22 protein-coding genes and 1 pseudogene are annotated in these 20,259 nt (G+C 65.4%); 10 read left to right on the forward strand and 13 right to left on the reverse strand.

Annotated elements, in window-relative coordinates; translation table 11 throughout:
• Positions 1 to 45: 45 nt before the first annotated feature.
• The 3 genes and pseudogenes from ACQQCD_RS13775 to ACQQCD_RS13785 all read right to left on the reverse strand — a co-directional run.
• Positions 46 to 210, reverse strand: a pseudogene (locus tag ACQQCD_RS13775) (IS256 family transposase); the annotation flags it as partial.
• Between the two features lie 649 nt (positions 211 to 859).
• On the reverse strand, positions 860 to 1,177 hold the full coding sequence (locus ACQQCD_RS13780) for a hypothetical protein (RefSeq protein ID WP_430268866.1): 318 nt from the start codon (positions 1,175 to 1,177) through the stop codon (positions 860 to 862).
• A gap of 9 nt (positions 1,178 to 1,186) precedes the next feature.
• Positions 1,187 to 1,369, reverse strand: coding sequence for a hypothetical protein (locus ACQQCD_RS13785; protein ID WP_430268867.1), 183 nt, complete (start codon positions 1,367 to 1,369; stop codon positions 1,187 to 1,189).
• 552 nt (positions 1,370 to 1,921) lie between these two features.
• Between ACQQCD_RS13785 and ACQQCD_RS13790 the strand changes: the two genes are divergently transcribed.
• Positions 1,922 to 2,632: a VIT1/CCC1 transporter family protein gene (locus tag ACQQCD_RS13790; protein ID WP_236803057.1), complete on the forward strand. Its 711-nt coding sequence runs from the start codon at positions 1,922 to 1,924 to the stop codon at positions 2,630 to 2,632.
• Positions 2,633 to 2,788: 156 nt separating this feature from the next.
• On the opposite strand, the gene ACQQCD_RS13795 is transcribed toward ACQQCD_RS13790, so the two are convergent.
• The 4 genes from ACQQCD_RS13795 to ACQQCD_RS13810 all read right to left on the reverse strand — a co-directional run bounded on the left by ACQQCD_RS13795 (position 2,789) and on the right by ACQQCD_RS13810 (position 7,191).
• Positions 2,789 to 3,466 carry a DUF1345 domain-containing protein gene (locus ACQQCD_RS13795; RefSeq protein WP_236803058.1) on the reverse strand — a complete coding sequence of 226 codons (678 nt, stop codon included), beginning with the start codon at positions 3,464 to 3,466 and terminating at the stop codon, positions 2,789 to 2,791.
• A gap of 148 nt (positions 3,467 to 3,614) precedes the next feature.
• Positions 3,615 to 5,231 carry a multicopper oxidase family protein gene (locus ACQQCD_RS13800; RefSeq protein ID WP_430268868.1) on the reverse strand — a complete coding sequence of 539 codons (1,617 nt, stop codon included), beginning with the start codon at positions 5,229 to 5,231 and terminating at the stop codon, positions 3,615 to 3,617.
• A 911-nt stretch (positions 5,232 to 6,142) separates the two neighbouring features.
• On the reverse strand, positions 6,143 to 6,364 hold the full coding sequence (locus ACQQCD_RS13805) for a hypothetical protein (RefSeq protein ID WP_236803060.1): 222 nt from the start codon (positions 6,362 to 6,364) through the stop codon (positions 6,143 to 6,145).
• A 278-nt stretch (positions 6,365 to 6,642) separates the two neighbouring features.
• Entirely contained in the window at positions 6,643 to 7,191 is a 549-nt protein-coding gene (locus ACQQCD_RS13810) for a hypothetical protein (RefSeq protein ID WP_430268869.1), read from the reverse strand.
• A gap of 243 nt (positions 7,192 to 7,434) precedes the next feature.
• On the opposite strand from ACQQCD_RS13810, the gene ACQQCD_RS13815 reads away from it, so the two are divergent.
• Entirely contained in the window at positions 7,435 to 8,061 is a 627-nt protein-coding gene (locus tag ACQQCD_RS13815; protein WP_236803062.1) for a DedA family protein, read from the forward strand.
• A 172-nt stretch (positions 8,062 to 8,233) separates the two neighbouring features.
• Here the strand turns inward: ACQQCD_RS13815 and ACQQCD_RS13820 are convergent, their stop codons facing one another.
• The 4 genes from ACQQCD_RS13820 to ACQQCD_RS13835 are packed head-to-tail and all read right to left on the reverse strand — an operon-like array spanning position 8,234 to position 11,056.
• Positions 8,234 to 8,467: a ferredoxin gene (locus ACQQCD_RS13820; RefSeq protein WP_236803063.1), complete on the reverse strand. Its 234-nt coding sequence runs from the start codon at positions 8,465 to 8,467 to the stop codon at positions 8,234 to 8,236.
• Positions 8,464 to 9,555, reverse strand: coding sequence for an NADH-ubiquinone oxidoreductase-F iron-sulfur binding region domain-containing protein (locus tag ACQQCD_RS13825; RefSeq protein WP_236803064.1), 1,092 nt, complete (start codon positions 9,553 to 9,555; stop codon positions 8,464 to 8,466). The genes ACQQCD_RS13820 and ACQQCD_RS13825 overlap by 4 nt, the downstream gene beginning before the upstream one ends.
• A complete protein-coding gene (locus tag ACQQCD_RS13830) occupies positions 9,546 to 10,121 on the reverse strand; it encodes a ferric reductase-like transmembrane domain-containing protein (protein WP_236803065.1) in 576 nt (191 codons plus the stop codon). The genes ACQQCD_RS13825 and ACQQCD_RS13830 overlap by 10 nt, the downstream gene beginning before the upstream one ends.
• The gene (locus tag ACQQCD_RS13835; protein WP_236803066.1) at positions 10,118 to 11,056 is read right to left on the reverse strand and encodes an FAD:protein FMN transferase; all 939 of its coding nucleotides are present in this window, start codon (positions 11,054 to 11,056) and stop codon (positions 10,118 to 10,120) included. The genes ACQQCD_RS13830 and ACQQCD_RS13835 overlap by 4 nt, the downstream gene beginning before the upstream one ends.
• Positions 11,057 to 11,792: 736 nt before the next feature.
• Here ACQQCD_RS13835 and ACQQCD_RS13840 point away from each other — a divergent pair.
• From ACQQCD_RS13840 to ACQQCD_RS13850, 3 genes are all read left to right on the forward strand, one after another.
• Positions 11,793 to 12,881, forward strand: a complete 1,089-nt coding sequence (locus tag ACQQCD_RS13840; RefSeq protein ID WP_430268870.1) for an IS110 family transposase — start codon at positions 11,793 to 11,795, stop codon at positions 12,879 to 12,881.
• A gap of 160 nt (positions 12,882 to 13,041) precedes the next feature.
• A complete protein-coding gene (locus ACQQCD_RS13845) occupies positions 13,042 to 13,497 on the forward strand; it encodes a DUF6176 family protein (RefSeq protein WP_430268871.1) in 456 nt (151 codons plus the stop codon).
• 185 nt (positions 13,498 to 13,682) lie between these two features.
• A complete protein-coding gene (locus ACQQCD_RS13850) occupies positions 13,683 to 14,102 on the forward strand; it encodes an SRPBCC family protein (protein ID WP_430268879.1) in 420 nt (139 codons plus the stop codon).
• Positions 14,103 to 14,167: 65 nt separating this feature from the next.
• Here ACQQCD_RS13850 and ACQQCD_RS13855 read toward each other — a convergent pair whose 3' ends face one another.
• On the reverse strand, positions 14,168 to 14,635 hold the full coding sequence (locus ACQQCD_RS13855; protein WP_430268872.1) for a hypothetical protein: 468 nt from the start codon (positions 14,633 to 14,635) through the stop codon (positions 14,168 to 14,170).
• 150 nt (positions 14,636 to 14,785) lie between these two features.
• Between ACQQCD_RS13855 and ACQQCD_RS13860 the strand changes: the two genes are divergently transcribed.
• The 3 genes from ACQQCD_RS13860 to ACQQCD_RS13870 all read left to right on the forward strand — a co-directional run bounded on the left by ACQQCD_RS13860 (position 14,786) and on the right by ACQQCD_RS13870 (position 15,966).
• A complete protein-coding gene (locus tag ACQQCD_RS13860; RefSeq protein ID WP_430268873.1) occupies positions 14,786 to 14,980 on the forward strand; it encodes a hypothetical protein in 195 nt (64 codons plus the stop codon).
• Positions 14,981 to 15,166: 186 nt separating this feature from the next.
• Positions 15,167 to 15,586 carry a hypothetical protein gene (locus ACQQCD_RS13865; RefSeq protein ID WP_430268874.1) on the forward strand — a complete coding sequence of 140 codons (420 nt, stop codon included), beginning with the start codon at positions 15,167 to 15,169 and terminating at the stop codon, positions 15,584 to 15,586.
• Positions 15,587 to 15,726: 140 nt separating this feature from the next.
• Positions 15,727 to 15,966, forward strand: coding sequence for a hypothetical protein (locus tag ACQQCD_RS13870; RefSeq protein WP_430268875.1), 240 nt, complete (start codon positions 15,727 to 15,729; stop codon positions 15,964 to 15,966).
• A gap of 110 nt (positions 15,967 to 16,076) precedes the next feature.
• On the opposite strand, the gene ACQQCD_RS13875 is transcribed toward ACQQCD_RS13870, so the two are convergent.
• Complete coding sequence (locus tag ACQQCD_RS13875) at positions 16,077 to 16,583, reverse strand: hypothetical protein (RefSeq protein WP_430268876.1); 507 nt, start codon at positions 16,581 to 16,583, stop codon at positions 16,077 to 16,079.
• Between the two features lie 557 nt (positions 16,584 to 17,140).
• Between ACQQCD_RS13875 and ACQQCD_RS13880 the strand changes: the two genes are divergently transcribed.
• Positions 17,141 to 18,148, forward strand: coding sequence for a glucose 1-dehydrogenase (locus tag ACQQCD_RS13880; protein ID WP_430268877.1), 1,008 nt, complete (start codon positions 17,141 to 17,143; stop codon positions 18,146 to 18,148).
• A 1-nt stretch (position 18,149) separates the two neighbouring features.
• Positions 18,150 to 19,961 (forward strand): glycoside hydrolase family 15 protein, encoded by a 1,812-nt coding sequence (locus ACQQCD_RS13885; RefSeq protein ID WP_430268878.1) that lies wholly within the window; start codon positions 18,150 to 18,152, stop codon positions 19,959 to 19,961.
• Positions 19,962 to 20,259: the final 298 nt, after the last annotated feature.

The raw sequence follows: 20,259 nt of genomic DNA on the forward strand, positions 1-20,259 counted from the left end.
GGCTAGGGGTCTGTCAATTATTCGGTGTAACTGGGGTTGTCTTCTCTAGCTCCTGCCGGCGGACAGGCGGCCGTCAAAGGTGATCTCGGAGGCGTTGAGAGTGGCCTTCCAGCGGTTGCTCCAGCGTTTCCGGCCCTTGCCGGTGGGGTCCAGGCTCATGATAGCCAGGTAGACGCACTTCAACGCGGACTGCTCGGTCGGGAAGTGGCCGCTGCACGATGACTGTCCTAAGTGCCAATGGTGTTGCCCGTTTTTCAGGACAGGCTCAGGATCCCGGCGGCGAGCTCAGGGGCCTTGCCTCGTGATTCTCCTCGCAGGGCTGAAACCACTGTCCGTAGCAATACCGCGACAGGCTATGCGCCGAGGCACCCGGTGCGGCACCGGCAAGTGGGGCTGACTCCCGAATTTCTTGAGGCCGCGAGTCAGCCCCCGGACGGAACCCCGATGAAGGCTGAATGGACCCTCTCCAGCAAGGTGAAACACCGCCACTTCAAATACTCCGCTACCAGTCCAGCCCAGACAAGATGACAAGGGAATCGTGGGCAGGTTCTTTCTGCCCGGACTGTCCTGCCGCCGCCGACGGTGGCTGGACACGCCAGGAGCCACGGCGTAGGTTTTTGGTGGCAGGCATCACGTATCTATCCTCCTTTCGGCTTGGTGCATAGCTGGCGGGAGATCCCGCTATAGCAGGATGGCGGGCTGGAATGCACGCAGCTAAAAGGGAGCCGAGCATGGCCGCCTCGCATGTCAACCAGGGCGGTGGCCGGGCCATCACCGCCTGGACCGGCCTGCCAGATACCGCATTCAGCGCGGCAATGCGCCTGGGTTGTGTCGACGGGGCGGATTGCAGCCTGTCCAGCTACGCGGCGGGAGCGTAAAAATGTCCTTCGATCCCGGCGCCGCCAGTATCCGCCCGCACACTGATCGCCCCGGCAGTACTTTGCTCCTGTGCGGCCATTGCGGTTCTGACACGGAGCTGAGGCTGCAGTCGATTAAAGCCCTCGATCCGCCCTCGGACGATTTCGTGGAAGCAGGGTATGTCTGCACCGCGTGCGATCTCCACTACCTGCGACGAGCCGACGTTGCCGCCGTAGGGGCAGTCCTCAGCCGGGCCCCGGGCGAGGATGACGTCCTGATATTCGACGGAGAGTACGTCCACTGCGGCCGGCCGATGCATACGCTCGATTCAGAGGCCGGCTGCCTCAACGCCGTCTACACGGACCGCGACCCGCAGAACGCCAACGACGTCTGCCTTACCACCCGCATATTGCGCTGCAGCTGCGGCTTCCAGATACAACTGCCTGAATAGTGGCACCGCCTCTGGCAACGCCGAAAGCAACAGCCCTGGGTCGGTACCCCGGGCGGTCATGTGGCCCCGCGGCGCCGGCGGAACGTTCTTCCTCGACGTCCCCCGCGCGGGACGTCGTCGAGGCCGGCCTGCGGGTCGCCTGGTGAATATGGCAGGTTGGTTCCGGTTCGAAGAACTCGGCCTGCACTCGCGCACCGCTCCGATGGCAGCCACACCAAGCGGCCGCGCCCGAACGGTGCGGACCGATTAAATGCGGTCGATGACGTTGGGTTTCTTACCGGTGGGCACCGACGCGCCCGGGGGCCTCTGCCGCGTCGTTGCGCTCCTCGACCGCAGCTCTGGGGCGGCTGGGGCGTTCGGAACGGTGTGTAGGGGTTTCACGCCGCGTTCGAGCGCGCCCGAATCCTCGTTCAGGGCAGGCCGGAATGCACCAATCGGATGATCCAGGTCTGAGCAGGGCGGCGGCCAGACGTTGATGAGAACTTGGGGGTAGGCCGTTGAGTCCGTCGCTGCTAGTGTGATGTCCTGGCACCGGCCCGCGCTCCGGCCGCAGGGCGAGTGGTGCATCCGTGCTGCGCTCTCCTTGGAATGACGTTGAAAGTGAGAAATCCCATGCCTGTTCATGCCTTTCCGGAACCGCATGCCTCCGGGATGTCCGGGCGCTTGAACGCCCTGCGGGCTGCCGTGCTGGGGGCCAACGACGGGATTTTGTCGATGGCCGGTCTGGTGATCGGTGTTGCCGGTGCGACGACCCTTGTGCAGCCGGTCTTCATCGCGGCGATGGCGGGGTTGACCGCGGGTGCCGTTTCCATGGCGCTGGGTGAGTACGTGTCGGTGAGCAGCCAGCGGGACAGCGAACGGGACCTTATTGTCAAAGAGCGGCGTGAGCTGGCCGAGGACCCTGAAGGGGAGCTGCAGGAACTGGCCGGGCTCTACGAGGAGCAGGGCCTCAGCAGCGCCACCGCGGCCATGGTCGCCCGGGAGCTGACAGCAGCGGATCCGCTGAAGGCACACCTGCGGATGGAGCTCGGCGTCGACGAGGAAGAGCTGACCAACCCCTGGCACGCGGCAGGTTCATCGGCGGCGGCGTTCCTGCTGGGCGGTGCGCTTCCGGTAGCCGCGATCCTGCTCTCCCCGGTGTCGGTGCGGGTCTGGATCACCTACGTGATCGTGCTCGCGGCCCTGGCCCTCACCGGTGCCTTGGGGGCAAGGATAGGCGGAGGGTCCATCCGCAGAGCCGCGACCCGGGTACTGATCGGCGGAGCGGTGGGTCTGATGATCACTTACGGCATCGGGTTGCTCTTCGGTGCGACCGTGCTTTAACCGGCCGCCCTCAGCACAGCCATCCATCTGCTCCACCCGGCCGCCGCCGGCGGAAAATTCTACTTTCCTTTCCCACAGGCGCACGGGAACTCTCTGCCCCGTCCGGGCCGGCGCCTCACAGGCAGGGTTCCTGAACACTGGCAGAGCCAGGGCCTTTTAGTGGATGAGGCCGGAGACGAGGTTGATGGTGGTGGCCAGGACGATGGCCCCGAGGAGGTAGGACAGCAGTGCCTGGCGCAGGACCGTGGAGCGGATCGCATCGGTTTTCAGGTTGGTGTCGGAGACCTGGAAGGTCATCCCGACGGTGAATGCCAGGTAGGCGAAGTCCCGGTAGTGGGGCGCGCTTTCTTCGTTGAAATCGATCCCGTTCTTGTCCCGGTAGTAGATGGAGGCGTAGCGGAGCGTGAAGAGGGTGTGCACGAGGAACCAGGACAGGGCCACACTTCCGAGTGCCAGGGCGATTACCGAGGCTTTGCTGCCGCCTTGCAAGGTGGCGGCATCGAGCAGGATCAGCGCGACTCCGGTGAAGCTTCCCATGGTCGCGGCCAGGACCAGTACGTCTGAAATGCCGCGCCCTGGGTCTTCCCGTTTGGCATGGGCGGCCGTACCTGCCGGGTCCAGACGCCCGATAACAACCCACACCCAGACCAGGTACGTCGCGGACGCCGCAGCCCAACCGGCCGCGGGCGCGTAGTCCGGCGGCCCGCTAACCGCGACGAGGAACGCGGCCGCGGCACCGGTGACCGTCATGGCCGTGACCCGGAGCCAGGAACGGTGGAAAACGGAGGCGAACCCTTCACGGGCCCCGACGACTGTGTTACCGGCAGTGTTCATAGGACCATCGTCGCAGGTCGGCACCCGGCACTGCCTCTGGCAGATCCCGATAGCGGCCGGGTGCGGGCCGCATTTTGCGCTGCGCCGGGCCTGCGCGCACCCCGGGCCCTGAAGGCAGAGACGCGGGGTACGCGGGCCACCGGGTCGACTATTTGATGTAGGAGAAGACCCCCATCATGCCGCGCTCGGCGTGGTAGGCGTTGTGGCAGTGGGTAAGCCATTGACCGGGGTTATCGGCATCGAATTCGACGCTCACTGTTTGTTTCGGGCGCACGATGACGGTGTCTTTGCGCGCCCCGCCACCGGCGAGCTGTAACGTGTGGCCGTGCAAGTGCATGGGGTGCCACATGGTGGTGTCATTGATGAAGTCCACCCGGACCCGTTCATTGACCTTGAGATCGAACGCCCCCTCGTAGGGATTGTTCATGTCGAAGCGGCGGTTGTTGATGCCCCAGTCGTACTTTGCCATGCCGCCGGTCAGGTGCACTTCATGGACCCGGTCCGCCGGTTTCGCCGGGAGGAGGACGGAGGCGTCTGCCTTGAGCATGCCGCCGTCAACGACCGTGCCACCCAAAGTTGAAGGGAAGGCGGTTGCCGGCGGCGGTGTACCCGTGCCCGTGCTGATCAGGCCGTAGGCCATCCCGGGTTTACCTTCGGGCAGCGCCAGAACAGGGGTGAAACCCTCCTGCACGTTCAGGATCGCGTCGATCCGTTCCCCCATGCCCAGGACAACGGCGTCAACGTCCCGGTGCGCGGCCGGGAACCCGTCCGTGTGCGTCAACGTAATTTTCTGCCCGGGCACACCGACACGGTAAGCGGTGTCAGCGGCCGCGTTGATGATCCGCAACCGGACCCGGCTGCCCGGTTTGCTGGGAAACGTTTCAGGCCCGGCCGCGGCCTTGCCGTTGAAAAGATGGTACGGGTAGGAAACGTCGCCCGCGTCACCGCCGAGGAAGTCGCTGCGCGCCCCCATCAACATGTATTTCATGCCCGGCATCGGTGGCATCGTGGACCCTGACCCGCCCATGTCCATGCCGGGCATCGAGGACGCTGACCCGCCGCCCATGTCCATGCCGGGCATTGAATGGGCCGGTGCCGGGGTGTTCATGGACCCCATGCCCATGGAGAGTTCCTTCAGGACATCGTCGGGGGTGCCGGTGACCCCGTCCATCCAGTCATCAAGGATGATCACCCATTCCTGGTCATAGGCCAGGGTTTCCTTGGGATCGGCGATAATGAGGGCCCCGTAGAGCCCGCGTTCGCGCTGCATTTCCACGTGCGAGTGGTACCAGTACGTTCCCGGGTGGGGAAGAACGAAGTTGTAATCGTACGCGGCGCCGGGGGCGATGGCCTGTTGTGTCAGCCCCGGGACCCCGTCCTGGTCGTTGCGCAGGGCCAGCCCGTGCCAGTGCACGGAGGTCCCCTGGCTGAGCTGGTTCATCAGCGGCACCGTGAGTTTATCCCCTGCGGTGGCCCGGATCACCGGCCCGTTCAGGGTGCCCCCATAGCCCCAGGTCCGGACAGGTTGTCCGGCGATAACGACGTCGGCTTCACCGGCGCTGAGCCGGGTTGTGATGGTCTTGCCCGTGAAGGCGCGGCGCGCTTCGAAGTCCGCGATCATCGGGTCCCCCGGCATGATCCTGGTCACCGCGGAAGGCCCGGCGGTCGGGTTGGACGTGCAGGCAGCGAGGGCCGCCATGGCAGCGGCCGCGATCCCGGTACCGAGCACAGTACGGCGGGAGGGAAGAGGGTAGGCGTTTTTCATTTTTGCGTGTCCTTGGTCTGTATCCGCGCAACGCGGAGAAATCTCAAAAAAAGGGGGTAACTCTAAGTACTCCAGGGGCGGGAGGAGCCGCTGCGGCCAACCGGCAAACAGGCACCGCCGGCCCGGGCCCGGGGCACGCCCGCAGCAGCGCCCGGCGGAGGCCAGGAGAAGGCCGGGCGGAGCCGCACGCACCCGGGATGGACCGGGCAGCTTTTGGTCGTCTCTGTCCCAGGGGTGCGGAGGCAGCCGGGACGAACACGGCCAGGGCCCTGCAACGATGAAGGCAGTCGCTAGCGGCGTACGCGGGGGCTGTGGGGGCGGACCGGGACCGGTTTACGTGCGGCTGATAGAGAGTTCTGTCAGGGACGGTGCGGCCCGTCCGCGGGCTGCCGGCTTCAGACAGGGAAGAGCAGGAGCGCCCACAAGGGCCGCCCTGCCGGCATCCGGAGCGAGGGCGGGCAGTACAGGCTGAGGGACTGCAGCGCTGGCTTGCGGGCCACATGACCATTCATGTACTGTCATCGTGCACGGCGCCGGGCAACCGGAAGATTGGTTCCCGCCGGGTAACGGAACTGCGGCCACGGCCGGCCCGGCGGTTGCCGCCCGGCCCGCCGGACGCGCCCCCGCGGCAGTGAAATGGCCGCCGGACACCTGTGAGATGCCGCTGTGCGGTGCTGTGCTGTGCGGGGGTGGGCTGTGCGGGGGTGGGCTGCCGTGGCCGGTTCCAGGGGCGTGCATGCCCAGAATCCCGAGTACCAGGCCTGCGAGAACCAGGAAAGCAACGACGGGCGGGGAAACCGGGTTAAGGGCCGGGAATGAGGGGTGCTTTCGCGCTGTCCTCACCGGTCCCCTTTCACCGCCCCTCACGGGGTCGTTCCCTGCACGGTATTCTACCCAACACCCGGGGACGGTCAGTCGCCGCTGGCTTCCCCTGCGTCATGCTGCTGGCCGTCCGCGCCTGCCGGCACCTGGTGCACGGCCGGCGCGGGGGCGGACGCGGTGGACGATGCCGGCCCCGGCGCAGGGGCTGCGACCGCGGGCCCAATCCCGGCGACCGCGGTCCCGGCAACCAAAGCGATTCCGGCCAGAGTGCTGAACAGGACAGCTGAGCGGGGGGTTCGGGTCGCAGACATTGCCGGTATCCGTCCTACTAAGTCGGTGCCCCGTCCGGATGGGGGGCCCGTCCGGGGCGGGCGTCTCAACGACGCCTGCCATCTATTATCCGGAGCTGCGCTGAATGGTTGCTGAGAGCCGGCAGTGCACCGGCAGGGAACCTGGCGGGGGCAGCGCCGGACCCGGAAACGGTCCTGCGTCCCTCGGGTGCTCACCCGGGTCCTGCGGAGGTCGGCCAGCAGGGCCCCGTCGGCGCGTGAATGAGACGGCATGCTGAGGCCTGCAGTGGTACTTGTCGTTAGGGAGTAGGCGTGGGCGTCGGGGTTGGGGAAGTGGCCGGCGTCGTGGTGCCGGGGGTGTGGGGCGGCTCCGGCCGGATCGGGAAGTAGGGTGCGTATTCGGTGAAGGTCGCGTCGAGGACGGGTACCGGGATGGTCTGTGTCGTCGTGTCTGCGCTGATTTTGAGCTGGAGCGTCGCGCCGGGGGCCGCGCCGGTGCGGGCGAACGTGACCGGGGCCGTGTCGAGGGTGAGCTGTCTGCGGTCTTGGGCCGGGACCGGTATGGTCGTTGTCTCTCCTGATGCCAGGGCCAGGGTGAGGACGATGTCGTGGTCGGTGGTGTTCCTCACCGTGCCGATGACCCTGCCCGGTCCGTTGGCGTCCAGGGCGAGAATCAACAGGTTGCCCAGCTTCACCGGGCCGATCACGGTGTTGATGCCGTTGGTGGCCGGCGTGATCCGGGTGGTCTCCTGGGGGTTGGTAAAGGAGCACCCTGCCGTCCCGGGAAGGGCCAGACCGAGGAGCACCGCCAGGGCGAGGGTGTTCGCGCGTTTGCTGACGTGCTGCATCTGGTCACTCCCGTGCCTGGGCCGGATCCTCTACCGTACACTGTACCCACGCGGCCGTGCACCGGTCCAGACCGCCTCGGTGGGCATGGACAGCGCAGGTGCGTAGGCCGCTGCAGAGCCTGCCGGCTCCCCTGGGACACCTCGGATCGGGGCCTCGGGCCGGGATACCCCTGAGGTCGGCGCGGAAAGATCGCCGGAACCGCAGGTGCGTGGGGGGTGGGCGCCAGGAGGAAAGGCAGTGTTGTGGGCCAGATTGTGGACAGTATCCTGAATATCAGCCCGGTGCTGGCCGCGCTGCTGGTCTTTGCCCTGGTATTCGCTGAAGACGCGTTTTTCCTCGGATTTGTGATCCCGGGTGAGACGGCGGCCATTCTGGGCGGCGTCCTGGCCAGCCACGGACGGCTTCCCTTGTGGGTGGTGATCGTTCTGGTCGTGACGGCGGCGATCACCGGCGACACGGTGGGGTACGAGGTAGGACGGTTCTTCGGGCCGCGGATCATGCGCCTGCGCCTTGTTGCGAGGAAAGGGCAGCAGGTGGCTAAAGCCCAGGACCTGTTGCGCCGCCGGGGCGGCGCGGCTGTCTTCGTGGGACGCTTCACAGCATTCTTCCGCGCTGTCATGCCTGCCCTGGCCGGCATGGCGCATATGCCCTACCTGCGGTTTTTGGCCTTCAACGCCGCGGGCGCTCTGGTGTGGGGTACCGGCTGTGCCCTGCTGGGGTTCCTGGCAGGGAACTCATATCAGAGCATCGCCCGGACAGCCGGACACGGAGCCGCCCTCCTCACCGTCGCTGTTGTCCTTGCAGCGTTACTGTTCTGGCACCTGCGCAGGCGCCGCGCCGCGAAAGCGGCCCCGGAAGCGGGCAGTTGACGCCCGTCTGAGCGCACCGTCGGTCAGAGAATGCGGAAGCGTGCCCGGGACAAACACCGTCGGGTCGGGGGGCAGATGCGGTGTCCTGGGTCCTACCCCTCCAGCACCTGCCAGAGGACCACCGGGCGGGCAGTGGAAGTCCTCGTGCGGGCAAGGGTCAGCGGGCTCCGACTCAGTCGTTTTGGTTTCGCCAGTAGAGTGCCCGGGCCGGGCAGTACCGGACGGTCAGCTCAGCGTCGGTCGTTTTGGGGATGGGTCCGTCCAGGATGGGGTAGCCCCATTCGTCGAGGGTGATGTGTTCAGGCAGCAAGGTGGCGCAGACTCCGTGCCCGGTGCAGGCGGTCCGGTCGACGGCCAGGACCGGGACGGCCGAATCGGTCCGGGGCGGGCGGGCAGAAAAGCTCACGACTGATCTCTTTCTTCCTGTCCGGGGCAATAGCCTGCCGCGTGCGCTTGGAGGTGGGTGCTGAAGACCTCCAGTGCGGAGGCGGTGAACGCTGCAACACCGTCGGGGAAGTGGCAGGCCCCGCGGCCGGTAAGCAGTCCCAGTCGTTGCCGCAGCGCGGCGTGCGCTCCGGGACCTCCGGTACCGGCGGCGAGTTCAGCGAACCCGGCCGCTGCCGCGGGGAGCCCGAACATGCAGGGCCCGCATTGGCCGGCTGATTCCCCGGCGGCGTAGTTGAGCATGTCCGCGACCGTGGCGACCGGGCAATGTGAGGGGCCCAGCAGGTGCATCACCCCGGGCCCGGGAGCGGCGCCCGCGGTGGCCATCGACGCGGTGGTGTAGTGCAGGGCCGGTATCCGGGACGCTGCAATCCAGGTGCCGCCGAGTCCGCCGATGTTCAGGGCCCGGGCGCCGGGCAGCGGTCCACCGGCCAGGGAGAGTATTTGGCTTAGGGATGGTCCGGTTTCGGTTTCGTAGACACCTGGCGCCTGGACGGCGCCGTTGAGAGCGACCAGCCGCGGGCCGGGGTCCTCCGGTGTGCCGAAAGACCGGAACCAGGCCGGCCCGAAGGCCTCGATCTGGGCGACCCGCAGAAGTGTTTCGGCGTTCAGGACCAGTACCGGCCGGGTTTTCTTCCCCTCCGGGGTGCGGCCGCCCTGGACCAGGCGGGCGCGTTTGGTCATCGGGCGGGCAAGGCCGCCGTGATGCAGGGAAACGAGGGCGCTGGCCTCGGAGGCGACATACCGGGCAGGTACCGGCAACACCGCCACGCCCGCTGCCCGCAGGCGTCCTTCGGTTTCTGATCCGGCGTGGGCGGCATACGTTACCCGCTTCAGGCCCGTCAATGCTGCCCCGTCCCGGACCTCGGCGAGGTGGTGCCGGATGACGTAGGCGTCCTTCGCGGCACCGATTTCCCCGTCGCAGGCGTTAACTATCAGCTCGGCCCGATTCTGAAGCGCCGCACCGAGTTTCACGGCAGTGCTGAACGCCGAACCGCTCCGGCCCGTCAGGCCGGCCTCGTGCAGGGCCGGCAGCAGGTTCAGCGCCATGGCTGTTGTCCGATTTCGTTGCGGCGGGTCTCATCGGGTTGCCGGCCGGTGAGCCGGTAGGCGATCGCGGCGGCGCCTGCGGCCAGGCAGGCCACCCCCACGGCCCGGAGGATCCAGGCGCTCCCGGTGCCCATCGTGATGCCATGGACTATCGCTGCCGGCCACAGCACGTAGCTCAGCGCGTGGACCCGGCCCCACCACCGCTCGGGAATACGGTGACGCAGCATCGAGGTCAACGTCACGGCCACCAGCAGATCGAACGCGACAGCGCCCAGCCCGATCCAGGCCCGTTCGTAGCCGGAAGTGAACGGCACCACTACCGACACCCAGCCGATGTCGACGTAGCCTTCCAGCACGGCAGTAACAATATGGACTACCACAAAAACCATCATCCCCAGGGCCAGGTTGCGGTGGAGCCCTGTCACGACAGTGGTCCCGATCCCTGCCGGCCGGCGCCGCCCGGAAGTCACAACACCGAGAATGAACGTCACCGTCAGCAGCACCGAAGCCGTGACCCCGCTCGCCCGGGAAACGAACCAGAAAACCTCGCTGACCGCCGGACTCACAGTGCCCCGGCAGGTTCGTGGGGGGCAGGCCAGTTCCCGGTCCTCACGGTCGAACCGTCCGTGGCGTGCAGGCTGGCATCGATGCCACGGGCCCCCAGCCAGGACGGTGCCTGAGCACCCAGGACGATGGCGGCGGTCGAGGCGGCATTGGCTTCCAGAGCGGTCGCACCCAGGCAGGTCACTTCGGCCCAGATGCGCTGTGCCGGGGCGCCGGTGCGCGGGTCGATGATGTGGTGGGCGGTCCCGGACCCGCTGGACCACGCCCGGTGCCTCGTTGAAGACGTTGCTATGGCCTGGTCCCTGATGGTGATGACCTGATCGGTGCGGCCGCGGTCGTGCTCGATCCCTACCTGCCAGCCTGTCTCTGGAGGGGTGCCGGCAACGGCGATGTCTCCGCCCAGGTCGACCAGGAAACCGCCCGGCAGGGTCTCACCCAGCAGGGCCGCGATCCGGTCAGCGGCGTAGGCTTTGGCGCTGGAGCCAAAGTCCAGCACCGTGCCGGCCGGCATGACCAGCAACCGGACGTCGGGTGTGTAGCTGATCTGCAGCCACCCCGGCGCCGGTTCCGGATCACCGGGCACCGTCCAGCCCGCCCTGTCTCTGACCAGTACCATATCGTCATCGTAACCGGCCCGCAGCAGGGCCGCGCCGACTGTCGGGTCCACCAGGCCGCCGGTCAGGGCCGCCGTGCGGAAGGAAGCCTCCAAAACATCCCCGAGCAAGGCACTGACTGCCACCGCCACCGGACCCCGGGCCGACCGGGCGTTAATGGTCGTAAGTTCTGAATCTGCCCGGAACCGCGAGGCAGCAAGGTCCAGAGACGCCAGCCATTCCCTGGCCGTGCGCACAGCCTGATCCAGGGCGCCCGGGTCGGTCGCGTGCACGCTAACGGTGGTGCCGATCGCATCGAACCGGGCGGCCGGGACAGCTGCCAAGGTCAGGAGGCCCGGGTCGCGGTCTGCGGCACTGCAGCGGCCGGGGCGTTTTGTGCGGGCGTAACTTTCCCGAACGTCCCTGCCGCGGCGGGCGCGGCCGGCGCCTGCTGCACCGCCGCCGCTGCTGCCTGGCCGGTGGCGGCGGTGTGCTGCACCGTGGCCAGCCCGGCGCCGGCGCCGGCGGTCGCGATCCCCGCCAGTACCATCGCGGTCACCGTCCAGCGCCGTACCGCGCCGAGAGCCCGAGCCCGTGAATTCACAACCGCCGTCATCGCATGTCCTTCCGTTACCACCAAGTTTCCCACGAGCCCGATAAGAGGTACCTGAGATGAACCTGTGTACGGTCTGTGAGACCTTCCGGGAGGACCATGGCTGCGCGGGCCCTAAGAAGTTCTCCGGTTTTCAGCGGGATTCGGAGGTGGACGTGGTAGACAAATAACCGGTGTGAGTCTTGACAGTGGCTGGTCCGGGACTGGCTGGCAGGATGGGTGCAGGCCGTTCCGCCCGTGGATGCGACTCACCGCACAACTGACCCGCATGGTGTCTTTAAGTAGATTTGTCGGTCCATTGGGTGGTCCGGCCGGCACTGTCCGGCCCACCTCGGTAGCTTGATCAGAAGATTGTCCACCCCTTTTGCGGGGCGTGACCCATCACAGTGCTGTTCCTTGGTGACCTCACCCGGACTGGCGTCGGCCAGCGACGGCCACGACCGTGTCCGTGAAGAGGAAAGGTACCAATGACCGCCATGTCTATCGTCGCGCATACCCATCCATTCGTCGTCGGTGTCGACACGCACGCCCGCAACCACGTCTACGCGATCCTCGCCGCGAATACCGGCGCCTTGCTAGAATCCCGGGATTTCCCTGCCACTGGTGCCGGGATCAACCGGGCAATCGACTGGGTCGCCCGCCGCACCGATGGTAGTGCCGATACTCTCTGGGTGATCGAAGGTGCCGCATCCTACGGGGCGATCCTGGCCGGCACCGTAGCCAGCCACGGCTTCCCTGTGGCAGAGGCACCGCGCATGGATGCCAGGAAGCGTCGAGGGGTGGGCAAGACCGATGCCCTGGACGCCCACCAGATCGCCATCTCGACCCTGCCCCTACCGGTGGACAAGCTGCGCCGCCCCCGCCTGCATGACGGGATCCGCCAAGGCGTGAGGATTCTGGTGACGGCGCGGGGATCCATGAGCAAGGACCGCACCCGGTCGATCAACGCGCTCAACGCCCTAGTGCGCGGCAATGACCTGGGCATCGACGCCCGCAAGAAGCTCACCAGCAACCAGATCACTGAGGTCTCAAAGTGGCGGTCCCGGGAGGAAGAACTCTCCTTGTCCATCGCCCGCACCGAGGCCGTGCGGCTGGCTAGACACATCCTGCTTCTCGACGAGCAGCTCACGGCCAACGAGAACCAGCTCGATGAGTTGGTCAAGGTCAGTGAGGCCGCACCCTTGCTGGAGGAAACAGGGTTCGCAGCGATCAGCGCCGCGAAGTGCCTCGCTGCCTGGTCACACGAAGGAAGAGTCCGTAACGAGGCGGCGTTCGCATCCCTGGCCGGGGTGAATCCCATACCCGCATCGTCCGGGAACACGGTCAGGCACCGACTGAACCGGGGCGGAGACAGATCCCTGAACAGTGCCCTGCACATGGTCGCGGTCACCAAAATGACCCATGACACCAAAACCCGCGAGTACGCCGAAAAACGACGCGCCCAAGGGAGAACCAACAAGGAAATACGCCGCTGCATCAAGCGCTACCTCGCACGCCATATCTACCGCACGCTCAACGCCTCAGCAACACAAACGCCTTTGGCTATGGCAGCGTGATTCAGGACCGGTGTGGCGTTGCGACGACAGCTCTCCTTAATCCGGTAGCAGCAGCGTCATCTCCACATTCCGCGTTCTGTGTGCCCGGTAAATGATCCCTGAGCGAAACACGCCTGCCTTGGAGGTACTTCCGTGGGATCAACGCCGCGAGAATACCTTCATGACCTCTCCCGACAATGGCTTCGAGATGCCCTTCACCCCGGTGCCGCGCGACTTTCCTGGGCACCAGATGCCGCCATCAGTACCGCGCGGCATGCGACTCGAACTGAGCCGCTCACGCATCGTCAGCGGCAAGGAACACGCGTTCGAGGAGTGGATGAACATGCTCAATTCGCGACCGGACGAACTGCAGCAAGGACTCTCGGCGGAGCGCGCGGTCTTTGAGGCAACGTTCCGAAATGTCGAAGCCGACGGCTCCACGTGGATCTATCACCTTGCTCTCATGGGCGAGGAATCGGGTGGGCTCGACGAGTCCATCCCCATTGATGCCGACCATGCAGCGTATAACCGGAGCGTGAAGGAGCCAGGCTGGGAGGAACTCGAACCTCGCTTCATGCTCACGCCAAATCATCTCCTCGAAGCGATGAAGCGCTGGGCCGCGACCGGACGCGAATGAGGTCTGGATCAGGGGCGGCCCGGCCGCTCCTTCCAACCGTCCCGCAAGCCGATCCCTGAACGGGCACCCTTGCCTTGGTCGCTTTGTGTGCTTGCTCCGTCCGGAAGTCGCAATTCAAGTCGAGACTGAAAGGCTGCAATACTCTGACGATGGCCGTCTATTTTGAGTGCAGAACGCGGACGAAGATGCCCGTGTCCGAGCTATTTGACCTTGCCCGGAGCATCGACGCCCACAAGGACTCCATGAGGCAGTCAAACGAAGAGGCGATAGATGGCGTGACGTCCGGCCTCATCTCCTTAGACGAAGAAGTGACCTGGCGTGCTTGGCATTTCGGCGTCCCGCTTCAGATGACGAGCCGGATCACTGAGATGCAGAAACCCAACTACTTCGTAGACGAGCAGGTCAGGGGTCCGTTCCAGCGGTTCCGTCATGTTCACGAGTTCAGCCAGGACTCGGCAGGAACCACGATGGTGGACCGCATTGAGTTCGCGGCTCCATTCGGCCCTATAGGGCGTTTGGCCGAGAAACTTGTGCTGGGCCGCTATCTCCGAAGGTTGATAGAAGCCCGCAATCGACACCTTGCAGGTGAGTCGAATCTCCAGTAGATCGTCTCGGTAGCCGATCGGCTAATGGAATGGTCTGTGAGAACAGTTCGGCATGCTTGTTGGAGTCAGCTGAGGGGTGGCCGCCGGTCAGTGATCGCAGTCAGCAGGTCGTTCAGCTTGACGATGGCTTCGTCGAACCACTCATCGTCGATCCAGAAGCGCACGCCGGTGGTCTGCCTATTCGTTGTCTCTGCGCGCATCAGGCGTTGGGAGTCGCCTGGGTGTGTAGCTGGGCGGGCATGAAGGACGTCGTTTCTAATTGCTGCGGCCGCGAAGAGCGAGCGGTACACAGCAACCAGGTACTCCTTCGTTGGTCCGCTAGTCATATCGGTGGTCGCCGCCTTGATCTTGGTTGCAATCCCTGACGTCATCTCCGGCTCTAGTTGATCGAGCGAGAGAGTGTCAGGCAGATCGGCCACGAGTCGATGGAGATCACCGAGTATCGTCCACTCCATCGAGGAAATCGTGTACGCGATCTCACCGATACGGGCGAGATAGCTCGGCTCGGGGAGGGCGACCCGGGAATGTTCCATGGCGGCAGCTTAGTCGGAGCGGCTGCGTTGGAACTTTCGACGCCCTGAGCCTCGAGGGGGAACCCGGAGAAGAGTGTCCGGTGAGGGATCAGCTTGCGGGCACCCCGCGTCGGCATGCAAATATCTGGCCTACGTCACTAAGGTAATTCTGTGGATAAAAAGATCTTCGGTGCTATTGCGGCGTGTGTGGCCGCTCTTGCTGTTGTTATCTGCTGCGTGGCGGTGGCAATCGAATTCCCGGTACCTGTCAAGATCGCCATGGTGGCAGGAGCGGCGCTGTTGTTGCTATCTGCAGGCGGGCTGATCGGTGCCGGCATCGCAGCACAGAAGAAGTCACCAACCTGAAGCGGCCAGGGAATCCGTTTCGAGTGACGCCCGGTGAGGGATCCTTTAATGGGCACCACGCCTGGACCATGATGTGACCTCGTAGCGCCCGGTGACGGATCGGCTAGCGGTCGCCGAGACGGTGATATCCATTGACCGCGATGCTTGTGAAGGTGAAGAGTTTCCAGCAGGGAAGGCGTGGCACCCATGACGGAAGTATCCAGCGCCGAGAGATGGATCATCACGTTTGAAGAGATGCGCGCCTACCGTTGGCTTGAATGGACCCGCAATGCAGCCGTGATTGTTGCCGCGCTGGTCTTCATTGTTTGCCGGCTAGTCTTCGGCCGGCAATGGAATGACGACGGTCCGGGAGCCTGGCTTGTGCTCCTGCCTTACATCACGTGGGCAGCAGTAGCGCTGCTCACTGCAAAACGACGGCGAGTGCTTCGGGTTGCCGTGAATGAAAGGTTCCGCGTGGAGTTCATGCTGCGAACGCGCAGCGAGTTCCCCGAAGGACTCGACGTCCTCGAGGTCAAGAAGACCGTCCCCGGCCTTCACTCGGACGGGACCGTAACCATCTGGCAGCTGAAGAGAAAGGGTGCGACCTTCCACCTCAGGCGATCCTGACCCCAACTCCCGCAAACAGGGCCCTCGCTCAAGGGTTTCCCGATGAAGCGATCGCTTGGCGGGAAAAATCCCGCCGGATTTATGCGCACGGCTAGGATCAGGGCACAACGGGCTCCAGCCCGTCCAAAAGTGGGGGAGATATGAAGATGGTCATTCTTGCTATATCCGCGTGGGTCCTGACTGGCGTGATCGCATTACTGGGTGTGAGCGCGGGTTCCACTTTTTGGTTCTACATGGAGCCAGTAATCGATACAGCGCCCGATCCGGCAAGCTACTACGTCGCCGCCGCGGCCGGATTCGTGGCCCTGTTCTTGAGCTCGGTAGTCAGTGTCGGCGTGACTGTCCACGCAGTCCGCTGCAACGCCAGCGGAAAAGCCTGATCCATCTCCATCTGACTACCATCACCGCTGAGCGTTCCAATCGAGGAACGCCGCCCGCGGGACATTTTCCAGCCCCGGGCCGGGTCGGTCCGTCGGGGTTTGCGGCCTGCCTATTCCCGCCCTGCCCGGGGTGGCTTGAAGACGGTATCGGAAAGCGGTGAGTAGGCGAACCATCCGGTGTTTTCTCCACGCTGGGCTGCTGTCCGGGCCCGGGAGATTTCGTCCTGTTTTGCCTGCAGTGCGGCTGCCAAGGCATCGAACGCGGCAGCCGCCCGGGCGTTGAGGGCGGGTCCCGTTCCGCGGAACCGGCGGGTCGGCACGTTTTTCTCGTAGGAGTTGAACTCGATTTCGTAGCCGTCGCCGAGTTCATCCGCTACGCGCCGGGCCAGACGGTTGCCTTCCAGCGTGAACCGGCGTGCGAGCTCCGCGGATTTCCAGTCGAGGTCCGGGGTCAGTGACTCGTAATAGGACTGTTCCCAGACCCTCAGGTCGCGGACCAGTCCTTGCGTCAGGCCGGCGAGGTCATAGTCAACGGGGTCGTCAAACCAAAGCACGGTGTCGGCATAGTCCGGAAACATGCGCACCGTCGGACACCGGTCCTCTCCCGGGGTTTTCATATGGCGATCGTACTGCAGCCGCCGGCTCCGGTGAACTGACGTCCGGTCGATCCGGCGCGGCAGAGGACCGGCGTATTTACCGGACTACGAAGCTCACCGTCCCGAAAGGGGTGTCCCGTATAGAGCCGTCGAATCGTCCCGTTAGCCGGTCGCTCACCGCTCTGCACATTCCAACCTCGGTGTCCGGCTCCCCACCAATAGGGCAATGTACGTTTACCCCGCACGGTGAGCATGCACGCTGAACGGGGGTCAACTGCAACTGTCTGTTCCGTCTCATATCCCATGGGATACGAGACGTCTCACAGGCTCGCCCCGCGGGAGTATGTTCCTGTCTAATCCCGGCACTTGCCCAAGGGTAGACAGGTCTCCGTCGGACACAGCTCCGCAAGCTTCGCCAGCAACCTAAACAACGGGGAGAAAAATGCGGGTTGGCAGACTGCCAAGCCCGACTCCTACCGCTTGACAAGACATAGAAGCGTCGACGGATGCCGCCCGGAGATGCAGGAGGAAAAGACGTGAAGGCTTTGACTGTCGTCCCGGGGACGAAGGAGCCGTTGGTGCTCAGGGATGTCCCCGAGCCCGACGCGGCGGACGGTCAGGTCCTGGTGGAGACCCTGGCCGTCGGGCTCTGCGGCACCGATGCCGAGATCACGTCCGGCGAATACGGAGAAGCACCCGCCGGGTCACCGTTTCTGATTCTGGGACACGAGAACATCGGCCGTGTCCTCGACGCTCCGGCAGGTTCCGGGCTCAGCCCCCGGGATCTGGTGGTCTGCATCGTTCGCCGTCCGGACCCTGTGCCGTGTCCTGCGTGCGCGGCGGGGCAGTGGGATATGTGCCGCAACGGCCGCTACACCGAACACGGAATAAAAGGCCTGCACGGGTTCGCCCGAGAACGCTTCCGGGCTGATCCTGATGCTCTCGTCCGGCTTCCGAACACGCTGGCCGACGTCGGCGTTCTGCTGGAACCAACAACCATCGTCGCCAAAGCCTGGCAGCACATCGACGCGATCGGCTCCCGGGCCTTTTTTGCCCCGAAGACCGCCGTTGTCACCGGGGCCGGGCCGGTCGGCCTGCTCGCGGCACTGCTGGGCGTGCAGCGCGGACTCGACGTCCACGTCTTTGACCAAGTGCGGGCAGGGCCGAAACCGGGACTCGTCCGGGAGCTCGGAGCGACCTACCACCCGGAGAGCCTCACTGATTCCGGGATTCAGGCCGATATCCTGGTCGAATGCACCGGCGTCGCCTCCGTAGTGCTCGAGACGATGACCTGCAGAGCCCTCGACTCGGTCACCTGCCTGACCGGAGTCTCCTCCACCGGCAGGACCGAGCCAGTGGACATCGGCGCGGTCAACCGTGCCCTGGTGCTGGGCAACGAATCGGTATTCGGCAGCGTCAACGCCAACCGCAGCCACTATGAAGCCGCTGTCAGGGCATTGGAGCAGGCCGACAGCGCCTGGCTTCAGCGGCTGATCACCCGCCGGGTACCACTGGCCGACTTCCAGGACGCCTTCCGGCGCCAGGATACCGACGTGAAAGTCGTCCTCGAAGTCAAGGCCGGCTGAGGTGACGCGCATAGAGGATTACGCCATCGTCGGGGACCTGCACACGGCAGCCCTGATCGGAACAGACGGATCCATCGACTGGCTCTGCCTGCCGCACTTCGACTCGCCGGCCTGTTTCGCCGCGCTGCTGGACACCCCCGACGCGGGACGCTGGCTGCTGGCCCCTGCCGCCGGAGGCACCTGCACCCGCCGCCGGTACCGGCCCGACACCCTGGTCCTGGAGACCGAATGGGACACCGGCACGGGAAGGGTCAGAGTAACCGATTTCATGCCTCCCCGGGACGGGGTCGCCGACCTCATCCGCATCGTAGAGGGACTCAGCGGCACCGTCGCGATGCGCGGCGAACTGGCCTTACGTTTCGACTACGGGCACGTGGTCCCCTGGGTCCGGCGCGCCACAACCGGGATTCATGCGGTCGCCGGGCCCGACTCGGTTCACCTGTCCTCGTCCGCCCCCATGGAGGGAGAACACCTCCGCACGGTCAGCGAATTCACGGTCAAGGCAGGTGAGCGTGTCCCGTTCGTCCTTACCTGGTCACCCAGCCACTTGCGGCGGCCGCGGACCGTCGACGCCGAGAATGCCCTGACCGGGACTCTGGCGTACTGGGAGGACTGGTCTTCGCGCAGCGCGGCCGCCGGCCCCTACCGGGACGCTGTCCAGCGGTCCCTGATCACCCTCAAAGCACTCACCTTCGCCCCGACCGGGGGCATCGTCGCGGCTGCGACGACATCACTTCCCGAACAGCCCGGGGGGCCCCGCAACTGGGACTACCGGTACTGCTGGCTCCGGGACGCGACGCTGACGCTGCAGTCCCTCATCACAGCCGGCTACACGGACGAGGCCAAAGCCTGGCGGGAATGGCTGCTGCGCGCCGTGGCAGGCGACCCGGCAGACCTGCAGATCATGTATTCCCTCGACGGGCGGCGCAGGCTCCCCGAAGCCGAGATACCCTGGCTGGCAGGGTACGAGGACTCCACGCCGGTCCGCACCGGCAACGCGGCCGCCGACCAACTCCAACTCGACGTCTGGGGTGAAGTCCTCGACGGGCTTTCCCTCACCCGCAACGCCCTCCTCCACGACGCGGACGACTCCTGGGACATCCAAATCGCCCTAATGGACCACCTTGAGGACGCCTGGCAACAGCCCGACAACGGACTCTGGGAAATGCGCGGACCCAGGCGGCACTTCACCCACTCCAAAGTCATGGCCTGGGTCGCAGTAGACCGGATGATCAAGGCAGTCCGCCAGTTCCACCTCCCCGGACCAGCAGACCGGTGGGAGGACCTTCGCGAGGCCATCCACAACGACGTCATGGAGCACGGCTTCAACCCTGAAATGAACTCCTTCGTCCAGTCCTACGGCGGCACCGAACTCGACGCCAGTCTCCTGCTGATCCCCAGGGTCGGATTCCTTCCTCCGGACCACCCCCGCGTCACCGGCACCATCGACGCCATCCAGCGCGGCCTGACCCAGGACGGGTACGTGCTCCGGTACCGCCCCCAACACAGCGACGACGGGCTGCCCGGCGGAGAAGGTGTCTTCGTTGCCTGCTCCTTCTGGCTCGTCGACGCACTCCTTGGCGCCGGAAAACGCACCGAGGCAACGACACTGTTCGAACGACTCCTGACCCTGCGCAACGACGTGGGCCTGCTCAGCGAGGAATGGGACGTCCAAGACGCCCGGCAACTCGGTAACACCCCACAGGCCTTCAGCCACTTCGCCCTGATCACCAGCGCCTTCCAGCTCCACCACGGCCCCAGCCACCGAAGCGATCAAACAATCACCGCCCGCACAACCCCGCCACCGGACTAACCCCAAACACGGCCGGCCGCACCAGGTGCAGACAGCGAAGAGGCCACAAGGAACCCTCGCCGGCCCGGCCTCGGAGGGCCCCGTTTCGCTCTCGCCCCCAGGGCCCCGCCGCTCATGTCAAAGGCAAACAACCGCAGAGAAATCAGCCGACCGGACAATCACGGTATTTCTCAGCTCGTGAGCCCAGATTCTGTAAGCCCGGTACTTAGCCCGTCCGGGCCTGTTACGGCTCCTCCGAAGGTTCGGCATGCTCCGGCGCCTCCGGTGCCTCTGCCGGTTCGGCATGCTCCGGCGCCTC

Origin of the sequence: Pseudarthrobacter sp. J1763 (assembly GCF_050490295.1) — a bacterium.
Classification (GTDB): Bacteria; Actinomycetota; Actinomycetes; order Actinomycetales; family Micrococcaceae; genus JBNPEO01.